This is a genomic window from Candidatus Goldiibacteriota bacterium (assembly GCA_016937715.1).
Lineage (GTDB): Bacteria > Oederibacteriota > PGYV01 > PGYV01 > PGYV01 > PGYV01.
Window position 1 is genome coordinate 1 of sequence record JAFGWA010000051.1, and the last position, 13,555, is coordinate 13,555.

Below are 13,555 nucleotides of genomic sequence, written 5' to 3' on the forward strand. Positions count from 1 at the left end.
AAAATTCCTTGTCTTCACATGTGATGTTCGCGTCCTTGACAGCTGTCACGTTTCCGTACTTTTTCCAGATGTTTTTTAATACAACTCGCGCCATTTAATTCCTCCTATGAAGTCATCCTGTTATCTTTATGTATATTTTTCTTTTTCTTGGCCCGTCAAATTCACAGAAGAAAATCCCCTGCCACGTACCAAGTACCAGTTTTCCATTTTCAACAATAAAGAACATTTCACAGCCAAACAAAGACTGTTTTACATGGGAATCCGAATTGCCTTCGGCGTGAATATAGCCGTCATTAACCGGAATCATGCCATTCATTTTTTTTAAGATATCTTTTTTTACCGCCGGATCAGCATTTTCATTTACTGTAAGGCCGGCAGTAGTATGAGGCACCATTAAAAAAACAATACCGTCTTTCGCCTTATTTAAGTCAACCGCCGCCTGAACATCGGCTGTTATTTCAACCAATTCACACCTTTGTTTGGTGTTAATTTCAAGCGTATGCATTTTACTTAAACTTGACCGTAAGCCCTATCCTGTGTGTGCTTTCAAGAACGCCATACTGCCTGTAAGCGTAATCTACAGAGTATATGTCTATTTTTATCCCCGCGCCGATAACGAATCCCGCAAGTATTGACGGGCCGGCGTAGTTTTCATAGTAATAATTTTTATCAAACATTCCCTGATACTGATAACCAAGCCTTAAAACAAGCAGATCCCTGTACCAGTATTCCATGCCTGCGGCTATAATTCCGTTTGTCTCTATAGGCTGAATGTAATCAAGGCTTAAGATAAGGTTTCTTACCGCCGAATAACTTAATCCCACCCTGAAATTTATAGGCAGCAGAAACGCTTCGCCAAAACCAAATTTAGGGCCCAGATTCTGAAATGCTATTCCGGCTTTTAACCCTTCAACAGGAGTGGTATAAATAGCGCCGATATCGCCGGCAAAACCAAAAGCCGACTTGTCATCAATGCTGGAATTAAAAAGTTTTATTGTCACGCCAAGAGAAAGGTCTTTATTGATTGAAGTTCCGTAAGCAATGCCAAAACCAAGGTCAGAAGAAGAAAATGAACCAAGAGGATTTCCTGATATATCCCATTTATTAATATCACCTGAATTTACATAAACAACCGAAAGCCCGAAAGTTCCGATTTCACCGGCAGGATATGCCATCGCAAGGTAGTCATAAAAAATATCAGCAAACCACATTGTGTGCATGAATGATACCTGAAATCCCTGAAGCTGTGATAAACCCGCCGGGTTCCAAAGAATTGAATGAACATCATCCGCAGCTGCCGTGTATGCCCCGCCCATAGCTATCGGACGCGCTCCCTGTTCCAGCTTTAAAAAGACAGCGGAAGTCGTGCCCTGATCGGCATATGAAGTTAACGTTAAAACAAACATAAATACAGCTGTCAAAGCCGTAATTAAATACCTTTTTATCATTAAACAATCACCTCAATTATGATTAAGTAAAATATATCATTTTGCCCATAGGGTGTCAAGGATATTTTACCCGCCATTAAACCATATTATATAAACGTTTAGACAACCCTTTTTGTTAATTGTTCCGCCAAAAAAGCCCTTATTTTATTGCATTTTTTGCAGTTTTCGTATTATAAAATTTTATTTTAAATTTTCAAAAAAGCCTTCCATAGACGCGCCATTTGTAATCGCCGTCTTTTTTATGTTTAACCGTTAAAAACAGGTAATTAAGGCCTTCCTGCGATGACAGATACACTGCGGCTATTTCCGCCTGTTCGCCCTGTTTTTTTATCTCTTCAAAATCAAATTTTTTTTCAAGTTTATCATTTATAACTTCATAAAAACCTTCCCACGTTGTCAGATATACGGAATTGTTCAGACGCATAAAATTCACCATATTTTCTGTAACATCGGCAATTTTTACCGCATTCCCGCCGGTAATGCCCCGCTTCATAAGCATAAGCGCGGGATTTCCCTTTTTGTAAGCCATATAATAAATATTACCGCCTGCCATCTGCGGAAGCATGGCATTGTCAATTTCATTGAATGTGCCGTCCATGATATTTCTTATGCGGATAAAACGGGTGTTAAGATAATTATAACGCGTATAGGCAAGATACCGGCCGTCATCCGAGAACACCGGTTTGAAAAAAGCGTCCCTTATTGCAATGCTCATCCTTACGGGAGGGTATGCGGGGCGGTCTTCCACTTCTTCGTTGAATATAACTCTCTTCTGACGTATATCCGCTATTCCCACAGAGCCGTTAAGAGAAGAACCCAGTTTAATTGTAAACGCAGCCAGGCTGCGGTCAGGGCTTATTTCTATATTTTCAATATACTCAGCCGGGATTTGGGTGATACCTTCCGGTGATTTTTTTCTGATAACAAGACCTTCCGGATTCATCGCCATAAAACGGTTCCAGGAAGGTTTGGGGGACAGCGCGTTTTTTTCTATCAGGTTTCCTTTTTCCCACCTTATGAAAAACGGGCGGTCCTGCAGCATGGTAGTAAGAGATAATGTGGAAGGCTCCCCTTCCTGAATGTAAGTAAATTTATCTTTTGAAATTTCAAGATTTTTGCCGCACGAAACAAAAAGCATTGCCGATAAAAAAAATAACGGCAATAGTCTGTAACGCATTTTTACTTTCCGCGCCGGGTAAGCAGTTCCACAGCCTTAAGCCTGGACATTTCGCGCATCAGTTCCATCTGTATCCTGTCGTAATCCACATCCTGCTGCGTCTTGGACTTAAGAAGTTTTTCCTGCTCTTCCTTGTTACGTTTAATACGCTCTATGTCAAATTCACCGGCCTTGTCCACGGTTTCAACAAGAAGCACGGCGCTGTCATGCGCCACTTCAATATATCCGCCGCTGACTGCCATTAATTCCTGCGTGTTGTCGGGTTTTTTTAATTCAACCACACCCGGCGCCAGCGCAGTGGCAAACGGCGCGTGCCCCGGAAGTATTCCAAATTCACCGTCAATCCCGGGCGCCACAAGGCTTTTTATTTCGCCTTCAAATATTTTCTTATCCGGCGTGACTATGTCAAGTTTTATCAAATTGGCCATTTTTTTTCTCCGTTACACCATTGTCTTTGCGCGTTCAATTACTTCATCAATGCTGCCTGTCATATAGAAAGCCTGTTCCGGAAGGTTGTCAAGTTCACCGGAGACAAGTTTCTTAAAGCCCGATACTGTTTCCTTTACAGGCACGTATTTTCCTTCCTGGCCTGTAAACGCCGAAGCCACAAAGAACGGCTGGCTTAAGTATTTCTGTATCCTTCTTGCCCTTCCGACTATAAGCCTGTCCGCTTCAGCAAGTTCATCTATACCAAGGATGGCTATGATGTCCTGAAGGTCTTTGTACCTTTGAAGGATTCGCTGCACTTCTTTGGCCACATTATAGTGTTCTTCACCGACAATTTCCGGAGTAAGAATGGACGATGTGGAATCAAGCGGGTCAACCGCGGGATAAATACCAAGAGATGTAAGCGCCCTGTTAAGAACGGTTGTCGCGTCAAGATGCGCGAAAGCCGTAGCCGGCGCCGGGTCAGTTAAGTCATCGGCAGGAACATATATGGCCTGAACCGATGTGATGGAGCCTTTTTTAGTTGAAGTGATACGTTCCTGAAGCTCCGCCATTTCTGTTGAAAGGTTAGGCTGGTAGCCTACAGCTGAAGGCATACGCCCTAAGAGCGCGGAAACTTCCGAACCTGCCTGCGTGAAACGGAAAATATTGTCTATGAATAACAGAACGTCTTTTCCCGCTTCATCCCTGAAATATTCAGCTTCTGTAAGGCCTGTTAAACCAACCCTTAACCTTGCACCCGGGGGTTCGTTCATCTGACCGTATATAAGCGACGTCTTGCTTATAACGCCGGATTCCATCATTTCATTTCTTAAGTCTGTACCTTCCCTTGTACGCTCGCCGACTCCCGCGAATACTGAATAGCCGCCGTGTTCCTGCGCGATGTTTCTGATAAGTTCCATAATAACAACCGTCTTACCCACGCCGGCACCGCCGAACAAGCCGACCTTTCCGCCTTTAGGGTACGGACAAAGCAGGTCAATAACCTTGATACCTGTTTCTAACATTTCTGTTTTAATTGCCTGTTCTTCAAATGAAGGCGGACGCCTTCTGATAACGCTGAACTTGTCTGTTTTAACCGGCCCCATATAATCAACCGGTTCGCCAAGCACGTTTAACACCCTTCCAAGCGTGGCTTCGCCGACAGGCACCCTGATAGGTTCGCCTGTGTCCGTTGCCTTCATACCGCGGCTTATGCCGTCTGTGGAGCTCATGGCAACGCAGCGCACAGTGTTGTCGCCCACGTGGGTGGCAACCTCTGTTGTTAAATTAATTTCGTGTTCTTCGCCGTTCATTTCATATTTTCCTGTCACCTTTACGGCGTTGTAAATTTCAGGAAGTTTTCCCGAAAATTCAATATCTATGATAGGCCCTATAACCTGTACCACTTTTCCTTCGCTCATGCTTTCTTCCTCCTTAAATATTGGCTCTTGGCCGTTTTATTGTTTTTATATTTACTATCCTTTTATTGCGTTTGCTCCGCCTACAATTTCAAGAATTTCATTTGTAATTGCCGCCTGCCTTGTCTTGTTTGCCAGAAGTGTAAGGCTGCGTATCATGTCGTTCGCGTTATTGGTGGCTTTTTCCATCGAAGCCATCCTGACCCCGTGTTCGGAAGCCTGCGATTCAAGCACAGCGCTGTAGATGGTTGTCTTAACGTACCTTACAAACAGATTTTCCAGCACAGCTTTTTCCGAAGGTTCATATATAAAATCCCTTTTAGCGTGCTGTTCGGTGCTGCCTTCAAAAACCACCGGCAGAAGCTGTTTCTTGATAATATTCTGTGTTAAATTTGTCTGGAATTTGCTGTAGATAAGCGTGACCTTTCCGTATTTGCCGGCACTGAAATTATCTATTACCATCTTTCCCACTTCTTCCACGTCCGGCCAGCCTATGTAACGGTCGTTAAACTTGAATTTTTCATTTTCCCTGCCAAACTTCTTTAAAAGGTCAAACCCTTTTTTGCCGATATAAAAAAGCGACACGTCCGGATTTTCCCTCATCATCATCATTACTTCTTTTGCCAGATTGCCGTTGAAGCTTCCGCACAGCCCCTTGTCCGCCGTGACAAGTATCACCGCTTCTTTTTTAACTTCGGGGTGTTCTTTTAAAAGCGGAAAACGCGAACCCGCGTCGCTTGACATAAGCTCGCCTATTACCTGCGAGATTTTTTCAGCGTAAGGCCTTGATGCCAAAGTCCTGTCCTGGGCTTTGCGCAGCTTGGCCGCAGAGACCATTTTCATGGCCTTTGTTATCTGCTGAATATTCTGGGCGCTTTTTATCCTTTTTCTGATGTCCCTTAAAGTAGCCATTTAAAGCTCCTTTTTTATTTTTTAAATGTTGCCCTGAATTCCGATATCGCTTTGTCTATCTTCTTATTGATGGAGTCCGTAAACTTCTTTTCCTTTTTCAGGTCTTCTATAACGTCGCTGTGTTTTTCATTAACGTATTTTAAAAGCCCTTTTTCAAAATCCCTTACGTCTTCAAGCGCCACGTCATCAAGAAACCTGTTGATGCCGGCGTAGATTATAACCAGCTGGTCTTCAACGGGAAGCGGAAGATTGTTTCCCTGTTTCAATATTTCTTCCATCCTGCGGCCCAAAGAAAGCTGCGCTTCGGATGATTTGTCAAGTTCCGTGCCGAACTGCGCGAATGCCGCAAGTTCCCTGTACTGTCCCATGTCAAGTTTAAGTTTTCCGGCTACCTGTTTCATACCCTTTATCTGCGCGTTGCCGCCGACCCTTGATACGGAAAGCCCAACATTAATGGCAGGCCTGACGCCCGCGGAGAAAAGGCTGCTTTCAAGGAATATCTGCCCGTCTGTGATGGAAATAACGTTGGTAGGAATATAAGCCGAAATATCGCCGGCCTGTGTTTCAATTATAGGAAGCGCTGTAATAGAGCCGGATCCAAGTTTTTCTGATAACTTTGAAGCCCTTTCCAGAAGCCTTGAGTGAAGATAGAAAACGTCTCCCGGATAAGCTTCACGGCCGGGCGGCCTTCTTAACAGAAGCGACATCTGCCTGTAAGCGGCAGCGTGTTTTGAAAGGTCGTCATAAACTATAAGCACATGCTTGCCCTGCCACATGAATTCTTCGCCCATTGCGCAGCCCGCGTAAGGAGCCATATAAAGGACAGGCGCGGGTTCCGATGCGCTTGCGCATACTACGATTGTATATTTCATCGCGCCGTACTCTGTAAGGGTGTTTACAACTTTTGCCACTGTGGACTGTTTCTGTCCGATGGCAACGTATATACATATTACGCCTGAATTTTTCTGATTGATGATTGCGTCTATTGCTATTGTGGTCTTGCCTGTCTGCCTGTCGCCGATTATAAGTTCGCGCTGTCCGCGGCCTATCGGTATCATGGCGTCAATGGCTTTAATTCCTGTCTGCATGGGTTCTTTAACCGGATCCCTGTCAACAACGCCCGGAGCTATGACTTCTACCGGCCTTATTTTAGATGTGTTAATCGGCCCTTTGCCGTCTATCGGAACTCCAAGCGCGTTTACAACCCTTCCTATCATTTCCGGACCGACCGGAACAGATAAAATTTTCCCGGTACGTTTTACCATATCGCCTTCCTTGATGCCTTTATCGTCGCCCATTAAAACCACGCCGACATTGTCCTTTTCAAGGTTAAGCGCGACACCCATTATGCCTCCCGGAAATTCCACAAGTTCCATGGACATAACATTGTCAAGCCCGAACACGCGGGCGATACCGTCGCCTACCTGAATTACTTCGCCCACTTCGCTTAAAGTTACCTTTGTTTCATAATTTTCAATCTGCGCCTTGATAATTCCTGTGATTTCATCCGGTCTTATCTGCATTGCTTCCTCCTTGAGGTATGTCAGTTATTTTTTCTTTTTTGTATTCTTTTTAACGGTTTTTTTCGCGCTCTTTTTTGCCTTTTTCCTGCCCTCTTTAAGTTCCTTTTTCATTGTATCAAGGTACTGCCTTACGCTTGCGTCAATTAAAGTCATCCTGTCCCTGACTATGATTCCGCCAAGGATTCCTTCGTCCACCTTTGTGTCCATGCGTACTTTCTTTTTAAATGAAGTTTCAAGCTGCGCCAATACCTTTGCCTCTTCAACAGGAGTTAAGGTATACGCGGTCTTTACCTGAATCTGTTTTATGCCCGCAAGTTCGTCCGCTTTCTGCGAGTAAATCTCGTAAACGGAAAATAAAAGCGCTTCTCTTTTCTTATCTATAAGAAGGCACATAAAATTAAGCGCCAGCCTTGAAATCTTGTCCTTAAATTCGTTTGTAACAACAGCCCTTTTATCCGCTTTGCTTACGCCGGGGTGTCCAAGTATCGCCGCAAAATCACGGTTTGCTGAAACTGCGGACTGCAAAAGCCGCAGGTCTTCCCTTACCTTTTCTATCTGGTTTAAGTTCGCCGCCGCCTGAAAAAGCGCTTCGGTGTATTTTGTAGGTAACGTAGTGTTTATCATCTAATCACCCTTTTTAGTTTTTTCCTATGTTTTCAATTGCATCCTGAACAATCTCTGTCTGCGCTTTCTTTGACATACTTGCCTTTACAATCTTTTCCGCCGCAATAACGGCTATATCAACAATACTGCCTTTTACGTCTTCTATCGCTTTAACCTTTTCCGCTTCAATTTCTTTTTTTGCTTCCACTATAAGTTTGTGCCCTTCTTCTTTTGCGGTTTCAATTATTTCATGCCTTGACCTTTCGCCTTCTGCCACGGCTTTTTCAAGCGCCGCGGAGGCGTTTAAGTGCATTTCCCTCATCTTTATTTCATATTCTTCTTTCATTTTCTGCATTTCATCGCGGTCTTTTTCCACTTTATCAAGCGTGTCCGTAATGTATTTTTCCCTGTTAGTAAGCGTTTTAATAAGCGGTTTTAAGAAGAATATCCAAATCATAGGAACCGCCAAAAGAAAAGTTATAAGCTGTACCAGCAACACCGCTTTATCTACTGAAACCATTTTTATCCTCCTGTATTTTATCCCTTTTGGGATTTAATTATTTCTATTATATACCTTTTTAATACTCCGGTATTTCTATGAGTGCTAAGCGGGCCTTGCGGCCCGCGTGAAAACTATCCTATGAAAAGATCCTTGAAAGGATTTGCGAATATAAGGATAAGGCCTACAACAAGCGCGTAAATTGTAAGTGATTCAATGATAGCAAGACCAAGGATAAGAACACCCTGAATCTTACCTGCAGCTTCCGGCTGCCTTGCTACGCCTTCCGCAGCTTTCGCTGTGGCCATTCCCTGTCCAATTCCGCATCCAAGTGCTGCAAGCCCTACACCCAGCGCTGCCGCTAAAACGGAGAACGCAAAGAAAGTAACGCTTTCATTTGTCGCTTTTCCCGCCGCGCCCGCTGCTTCGCTTGCCATTGCTACACCAACTAATCCCATTACAAAAATTGCCATAAGCACTACAAACCTGAACTTTTTCAAAATCTTCCACCTCCTGTTAATATATTTGAATTAATGTTCTTCGCTGTGTTCATGCGAAGCCACGGCTCCGCTGATATATATGGCTGTAAGCAGGGTGAAAACACCCGCCTGAATAACGCTTACAAGGACGCCAAGCACAATTATAAGCGGCCTTAATACAAAAGAAAAACCCGCCATCATCGCGCTTATCGCGTTTGAATTAACTGTCGGCCAGAACAAAAGAACAAGCACAATGAGGACGCCAAGTAAAATTTCTTTTGCCATAATATTTCCGAAAAGCCTGAAAGAGAGCGATACAGGCCTTGAAATGTCACTCATTAATTCCACAAAAAACATAAAAGGCTTAAGCCATCCCGGAACCGCGTCCCCGCCCGTATAATGCGCAAGGTATTTGATTATGCCCTTTACCCTTATACCTTCAAACCATTCCATTATAAAAACACAAATAGCAAGGGTGACAGTAACGGTAAGCATGCTGGTGGGCGAAATAAGCCCCGGTATTAAACCCATTAGATTGCCGACAAGGATATACATAAAAAGCATTAAAAGTATGGGATAGTAGCGCGGCGCCTGCTTGCCTATTACGGAATCCGCGTAATCCGTTATATATTTAATGAACCATTCCACAAGGTTTTGCGCGCCCCTGGGCCTTAAATCGCGTTTTAAGTTGCCAAGCCACAGTATAAAAATTACTATAGCGAAATCCAGCATCATCATAAGGACAATGGTAAAAGCGTGATTGTCAAGAAAAGGGATAAATGAATGATAGTGCAGTGATTCTCCCATTGCGTCTCCTTTATATAGTTTTTTTATTATTTTTAAATAAAAGCGTGTGGCCTATAAGAACCGCGGCTGTTGCCGCAAAAACGCCCGCTAAAAAACCTTTTATTGAAATTACTTCCCTGAACCTGATTACCGCAAATACCGCCGCGCCTATAACAAGTATCTTGCCCATGTATATCATGACCACAGATACCGCTTTTTGAACAGGCTGTCCGTCTCCGGAAATAATTCCTTTTACCGTGAACGTTATTGCCAGGTAATTTAAGGCAAAAAGCATAATGCCGGAAACAGCCCCCAGCGCCAGCCTTAAGTCAAAAAAAGCCGCCGCCATTGACGCTGCCGCCAATATGACAAGCAAAATAAAAACCTTAACGTTTGGCGTCATCTTTAAACCTTCCCGTCTTCACAAATATATTAACGAATCCGGATACTATTCCAAAGAGCAGAAATATTATAGTAAATACCGGCTTTAATCCGGTAAGTTTATCCAGCAAAAGCCCGATTCCAAGCCCCGCAAACGTGCATATTACAAGGGTGAAACCAAGCGTGCCAAGCGTGCCCAGACTTTTAAGCCCTTCCCTTAAATCACTGTCTATTTTCATTTTTTAAGAACCTCCTACCGTATCTTAAAACATCGTTCCATATTTATTTTTGAAAAATTTTTTTACTTGTGAAAATCTGAAGGCTTAATGTCTTTTAAGAATTCTTTAAAGTCCTGCATTTCCTTTTCGTATTTCTCTTTATCCATTATAGTGGCTTCCATGATTACGTTTTCCGCCACAAATATAGGGGCGTCAGTCCTTAGCGCAAGCGCTATAGCATCTGACGGCCTGGAATCAATTTCGTATTCAGCTTTCTTGTCTTTCAGGATAATCTTAGCAAAAAAGGTGTTTTCCTTAATGGCAGAAATCATAACCTCCTGCACTTCTATCCCTGTTGTTTCCAGAATAACCTTTAAAAGATCGTGTGTCATAGGCCGGGGAACTTCTATATTTTCCAGGGCCATTAAAATAGCATCCGATTCATAAACCCCCACCCATATGGGCAGGTAGCGTTTTTCTTCTTTATCGGACAGTATCACAATGGGCATGCGCGACGTGGAATCCGTGGCAAGCCCGCTGACTTTCATTTCAATCATCAGAAACCTCTTCACATTTCAATAAGCAAATTTAAAATGATAATACAACAAGCGCAGATTTTTGGCAATAGTTTTTTGAATAATTGTTATAAAAATGCGGCTTGTCGGTTTGGTTTCGTCTTGGTAGACGCGGGTCTTTAGCCCGCGGATTTTTTAGATTTTATGTTTATTTAACTGCGCACCTTAAAAGGTGCGCCAACCAAAATCCCTAAATCAAAACAAACTGCCGCAGGCTGCCTCCTCCGCCATAGCAATCTATGGCTACGGCAGCCGGGAAAAATCCGCGTCTGTCAGATCAAAAGCGAGACGCAACATGTTGCGCCTCTACAATAAAGGATAAAATCCGCGGGCTGCCTCCTCCGCCATAGCAATCTATGGCTACGGCAGCCGGGAAAAATCCGCGTCTGTCAGGTCAAAAGCGAGACGCAACATGTTGCGCCTCTACAATAAAGGATAAAATCCGCGGGCTGAAAACCCACGTCTACCAGATCAAATCAAAAACGATAAAACCAAATAAAAAACCCGGGCGGTAAGCCGCCCGGGTTTTTGGAAGTGCGAAAGTATTATTAATTAAACTGTATATCGTCAAGCCAGATGTCAATGGTATCGCCGTCGGGGCTGGAAAAATGGAACTGAACGTTGTGCATGTTTTCAAGGACCTTTTCAATGGGAACAATACTTTCCTTTTTTGTCCACTTTGGCTGCTTGAAGTCTTTTCTTAAATCAAGCTTTACTGTCGTCCAATCCCCGGACACTTTGGAAGTGATGCCGCATTCATAATCTGCCCACTCAGTAAGTGTATCCGGTCCGTTCGCCCCCTGTTTACAGGTATTTGCAACATATGGCAGCCTTGCAATAAGCCTACCGCCGGACACTTTGCCTTTGATCTTAAACTGAAGCGTTGTGTAATCTTTCAGGTTAACAGGTTTTGCTGACGGGCATCCTGAATCAAATTTAAGCGTTGAGCCTATACCCACAAAATCCCAGCCCAGCTTGTTTCCGGCTGTGCCTTTCATTCTTGCGGCATAACCCTTATTTTCAGCGCCGGGCTTGCTTAATTCAAACTTTCCGTTAACCGGCCATACTTCAGAGTTTCCTCCTGATTCCACATCATTATACGTGTACCACCATCCCCCCTGCGCTGTCTGAACATTGCCGTCTTCAAAATCATCAACTAAAAACGGTTCCGCCGCAAGTGCCAGCCCTGAAAACACAAACATTACCGCTGCCGCTATTGCCACAATCTTTTTCATAACTTCCTCCTTATTGTCCCGGATACCGGGAATTTTAATAAAATTGAATTTCATCAATCCAAACGTCCATCTTTTCGCCTTTATTGCCCTTCCATTCCCATTTAATCCTGTTGGCATTTTCAAGTACCTTTACAATCTTTACTGTGTTGCCTTTGGGCTGATTAAAGGACTTATAAAAATCAAGTTTTACGTCTGTCCATTCACTTTTTACAAACCCGCTTATGTCCGCCGTATAATCATTATTATCCGTAAGGCTTACGCACGAAGTCTGATTTTCGTCCGGCTCGCCGGATTCGTGGGGCAGAATAAAATAAAGCGCGCCGCCCGCAATATTGCCTTTCATTTTAAATTTAATACCTTTAAACATGGTTATGTTTATCCCCGAACAGCGCGGGCAGGAAGCGTGTTCGCTTAAATAAGTATTAACACCTATAAAATTATTAATATTATTACCTGCTGTTCCGGTTACGCGCACCGCATACCCTTTACCGCCAAAACCGGGCGCGCTTTTTTCAAACAGGTTTTCGCAGGCTTTTGGCGCCTGCGGCCAGACAACAGAATTATTACCCTCGTCAGAATCGTCATAGGTGCTCCATACACCCCCTAAATTATTGGTCTGCCCGGGATTATTATTATCTTCCACCACCATAAAAACAACCGCAAGTACTACCGCAAACGCGGCCGCGCCTATTTTTAACGGCGCAAAACTGAAAAATGATTCCTTTTTGGCTGCTGAAGAATTTATAAGGGCGTTTCTTAAGAATTCCCTGTTTTGCGGTATGGTTACATTTTCCAGCCGCGCTTTTTTAAAGTCTTTTTCTTCCATTGTAATTCTCCTTTTTGCTCTTATATCTGATAACGTTCCAAAAATAATTAAGTTGCGTCCTATACAATTACAGATGAAAAATACTTAACAACCGCCTCTTTTCTTATCATTTCAAGCGCCCTTGAAATAAGGGACTTTACAGTGCCTTCTTTTTTGCCCAGTATTTCACATATTTCCTTTATGGATTTTTCCTGCAGAAATTTAAGCACAATCACTTCCTGATAAAGCGGATCCAGCTTAAGCATCGCCTGTTTAACCGCGCAATACGCGCCATTGGAATCAACAAGTTCCTGAGCTCTTTCAATTTCCTGCCGCATGTCCTGCCTTGACGCGGGGCCGTCTATTTTATTATCGTCCAGATACGCTTCAAGGGATGAGGGTTCAAACTTTTTATGCCTGAAATATGAGATGACCTCGTTTCCAGCCATTCGGTAAAGCCACGCGGAAAAAGGATAACCCATAAAACGGAAATTCTTTATGTTTTTGTGCGCCTTGAAAAAAACTTCTGACGCTATATCCCTTGCGGTTTCCGCGTTTCCCGTGCGGTACAGGATGTAATGGAATATTTTATCAAAATAAAAATCAAACAGCTCCGCGAATGCCTGCGGGTCCTGTTTTGCTCTGTTTATTATGTCCTTTTCATTTTCAAGACTCAAAAAACCCTCCTTAAAACAAGCAGCTCGGCGGCTCGGAAGTTCAGCTGCTCGGCTAAATCAAAACCTTAACTTACAATATTATAACGTATGGGACGGGAAAAAGTTGCGAAAGAACGGCGGCTAGAAAAGCTGAGGGACGGAGGGACAGATGCACAGAGGGACGGAAGTCAAATCAAGAACACTTCAAAGACAAGGCGTAATGTATTACGCCTCTGCATTAAAGGACAAATATAAATAAAAAAAACAGGCCATACACAGCCCGTTTTTTTGGATGTCAAAACCAAAAGCGAGACGCAACATGTTGCGTCTTCTCTGAAAGACTTTGTCAACACTTTTTACGCCTTGATCTCATCTCTGAAAGTAGTTTCTTTTAGTCTTCTCTTCGTCGCA

At 43.4% G+C, this 13,555-nt stretch carries 17 protein-coding genes; all 17 read right to left on the reverse strand.

The window, feature by feature from the left end; genetic code table 11:
• Nucleotides 1-112: 112 nt before the first annotated feature.
• Nucleotides 113-505, reverse strand: coding sequence for a YjbQ family protein (locus JXR81_06070; protein MBN2754419.1), 393 nt, complete (start codon nt 503-505; stop codon nt 113-115).
• A gap of 1 nt (nt 506) precedes the next feature.
• Nucleotides 507-1,448, reverse strand: a complete 942-nt coding sequence (locus JXR81_06075) for a PorV/PorQ family protein (GenBank protein MBN2754420.1) — start codon at nt 1,446-1,448, stop codon at nt 507-509.
• Between the two features lie 193 nt (nt 1,449-1,641).
• A complete protein-coding gene (locus JXR81_06080; protein ID MBN2754421.1) occupies nt 1,642-2,625 on the reverse strand; it encodes a hypothetical protein in 984 nt (327 codons plus the stop codon).
• A gap of 2 nt (nt 2,626-2,627) precedes the next feature.
• Nucleotides 2,628-3,053 (reverse strand): ATP synthase F1 subunit epsilon, encoded by a 426-nt coding sequence (gene atpC, locus JXR81_06085; GenBank protein ID MBN2754422.1) that lies wholly within the window; start codon nt 3,051-3,053, stop codon nt 2,628-2,630.
• A 12-nt stretch (nt 3,054-3,065) separates the two neighbouring features.
• Entirely contained in the window at nt 3,066-4,475 is a 1,410-nt protein-coding gene (gene atpD / locus JXR81_06090; GenBank protein MBN2754423.1) for a F0F1 ATP synthase subunit beta, read from the reverse strand.
• Between the two features lie 54 nt (nt 4,476-4,529).
• On the reverse strand, nt 4,530-5,384 hold the full coding sequence (atpG, locus tag JXR81_06095; GenBank protein MBN2754424.1) for an ATP synthase F1 subunit gamma: 855 nt from the start codon (nt 5,382-5,384) through the stop codon (nt 4,530-4,532).
• 14 nt (nt 5,385-5,398) lie between these two features.
• Nucleotides 5,399-6,907: a F0F1 ATP synthase subunit alpha gene (locus JXR81_06100; GenBank protein MBN2754425.1), complete on the reverse strand. Its 1,509-nt coding sequence runs from the start codon at nt 6,905-6,907 to the stop codon at nt 5,399-5,401.
• A 24-nt stretch (nt 6,908-6,931) separates the two neighbouring features.
• A complete protein-coding gene (atpH, locus tag JXR81_06105; protein MBN2754426.1) occupies nt 6,932-7,531 on the reverse strand; it encodes an ATP synthase F1 subunit delta in 600 nt (199 codons plus the stop codon).
• 13 nt (nt 7,532-7,544) lie between these two features.
• Nucleotides 7,545-8,030 carry a F0F1 ATP synthase subunit B gene (atpF, locus tag JXR81_06110; GenBank protein ID MBN2754427.1) on the reverse strand — a complete coding sequence of 162 codons (486 nt, stop codon included), beginning with the start codon at nt 8,028-8,030 and terminating at the stop codon, nt 7,545-7,547.
• Nucleotides 8,031-8,143: 113 nt separating this feature from the next.
• Nucleotides 8,144-8,446 (reverse strand): ATP synthase F0 subunit C, encoded by a 303-nt coding sequence (gene atpE, locus JXR81_06115; GenBank protein MBN2754428.1) that lies wholly within the window; start codon nt 8,444-8,446, stop codon nt 8,144-8,146.
• A gap of 93 nt (nt 8,447-8,539) precedes the next feature.
• The gene (atpB, locus tag JXR81_06120; protein ID MBN2754429.1) at nt 8,540-9,295 is read right to left on the reverse strand and encodes a F0F1 ATP synthase subunit A; all 756 of its coding nucleotides are present in this window, start codon (nt 9,293-9,295) and stop codon (nt 8,540-8,542) included.
• 10 nt (nt 9,296-9,305) lie between these two features.
• The gene (locus JXR81_06125; GenBank protein MBN2754430.1) at nt 9,306-9,677 is read right to left on the reverse strand and encodes a hypothetical protein; all 372 of its coding nucleotides are present in this window, start codon (nt 9,675-9,677) and stop codon (nt 9,306-9,308) included.
• Nucleotides 9,661-9,894, reverse strand: a complete 234-nt coding sequence (locus JXR81_06130) for an AtpZ/AtpI family protein (GenBank protein ID MBN2754431.1) — start codon at nt 9,892-9,894, stop codon at nt 9,661-9,663. The genes JXR81_06125 and JXR81_06130 overlap by 17 nt, the downstream gene beginning before the upstream one ends.
• Before the next feature lie 62 nt (nt 9,895-9,956).
• Nucleotides 9,957-10,430, reverse strand: coding sequence for a bifunctional nuclease family protein (locus tag JXR81_06135; GenBank protein ID MBN2754432.1), 474 nt, complete (start codon nt 10,428-10,430; stop codon nt 9,957-9,959).
• Nucleotides 10,431-10,996: 566 nt separating this feature from the next.
• Complete coding sequence (locus tag JXR81_06140) at nt 10,997-11,683, reverse strand: hypothetical protein (GenBank protein ID MBN2754433.1); 687 nt, start codon at nt 11,681-11,683, stop codon at nt 10,997-10,999.
• A 34-nt stretch (nt 11,684-11,717) separates the two neighbouring features.
• Entirely contained in the window at nt 11,718-12,509 is a 792-nt protein-coding gene (locus JXR81_06145; protein MBN2754434.1) for a hypothetical protein, read from the reverse strand.
• Between the two features lie 59 nt (nt 12,510-12,568).
• The gene (locus JXR81_06150) at nt 12,569-13,165 is read right to left on the reverse strand and encodes an RNA polymerase sigma factor (GenBank protein MBN2754435.1); all 597 of its coding nucleotides are present in this window, start codon (nt 13,163-13,165) and stop codon (nt 12,569-12,571) included.
• Between the last annotated feature and the right edge of the window lie 390 nt (nt 13,166-13,555).

Excerpts from the sequence above, each read along its gene's own strand:
- atpF (MBN2754427.1), bottom strand. The coding sequence starts at position 8,030 with ATGGTTTCAGTAGATAAAGCGGTGTTGCTGGTACAGCTTATAACTTTT.
- atpE (MBN2754428.1), bottom strand. The coding sequence starts at position 8,446 with ATGGCAAGCGAAGCAGCGGGCGCGGCGGGAAAAGCGACAAATGAAAGC.
- JXR81_06130 (MBN2754431.1), bottom strand. The coding sequence starts at position 9,894 with ATGAAAATAGACAGTGATTTAAGGGAAGGGCTTAAAAGTCTGGGCACG.
- JXR81_06140 (MBN2754433.1), bottom strand. The coding sequence starts at position 11,683 with ATGAAAAAGATTGTGGCAATAGCGGCAGCGGTAATGTTTGTGTTTTCA.
- atpC (MBN2754422.1), bottom strand. The coding sequence starts at position 3,053 with ATGGCCAATTTGATAAAACTTGACATAGTCACGCCGGATAAGAAAATA.
- atpB (MBN2754429.1), bottom strand. The coding sequence starts at position 9,295 with ATGGGAGAATCACTGCACTATCATTCATTTATCCCTTTTCTTGACAAT.
- JXR81_06075 (MBN2754420.1), bottom strand. The coding sequence starts at position 1,448 with ATGATAAAAAGGTATTTAATTACGGCTTTGACAGCTGTATTTATGTTT.
- JXR81_06070 (MBN2754419.1), bottom strand. The coding sequence starts at position 505 with ATGCATACGCTTGAAATTAACACCAAACAAAGGTGTGAATTGGTTGAA.
- atpH (MBN2754426.1), bottom strand. The coding sequence starts at position 7,531 with ATGATAAACACTACGTTACCTACAAAATACACCGAAGCGCTTTTTCAG.
- JXR81_06125 (MBN2754430.1), bottom strand. The coding sequence starts at position 9,677 with ATGACGCCAAACGTTAAGGTTTTTATTTTGCTTGTCATATTGGCGGCA.
- JXR81_06135 (MBN2754432.1), bottom strand. The coding sequence starts at position 10,430 with ATGATTGAAATGAAAGTCAGCGGGCTTGCCACGGATTCCACGTCGCGC.
- JXR81_06100 (MBN2754425.1), bottom strand. The coding sequence starts at position 6,907 with ATGCAGATAAGACCGGATGAAATCACAGGAATTATCAAGGCGCAGATT.
- atpG (MBN2754424.1), bottom strand. The coding sequence starts at position 5,384 with ATGGCTACTTTAAGGGACATCAGAAAAAGGATAAAAAGCGCCCAGAAT.
- JXR81_06145 (MBN2754434.1), bottom strand. The coding sequence starts at position 12,509 with ATGGAAGAAAAAGACTTTAAAAAAGCGCGGCTGGAAAATGTAACCATA.
- JXR81_06080 (MBN2754421.1), bottom strand. The coding sequence starts at position 2,625 with ATGCGTTACAGACTATTGCCGTTATTTTTTTTATCGGCAATGCTTTTT.
- atpD (MBN2754423.1), bottom strand. The coding sequence starts at position 4,475 with ATGAGCGAAGGAAAAGTGGTACAGGTTATAGGGCCTATCATAGATATT.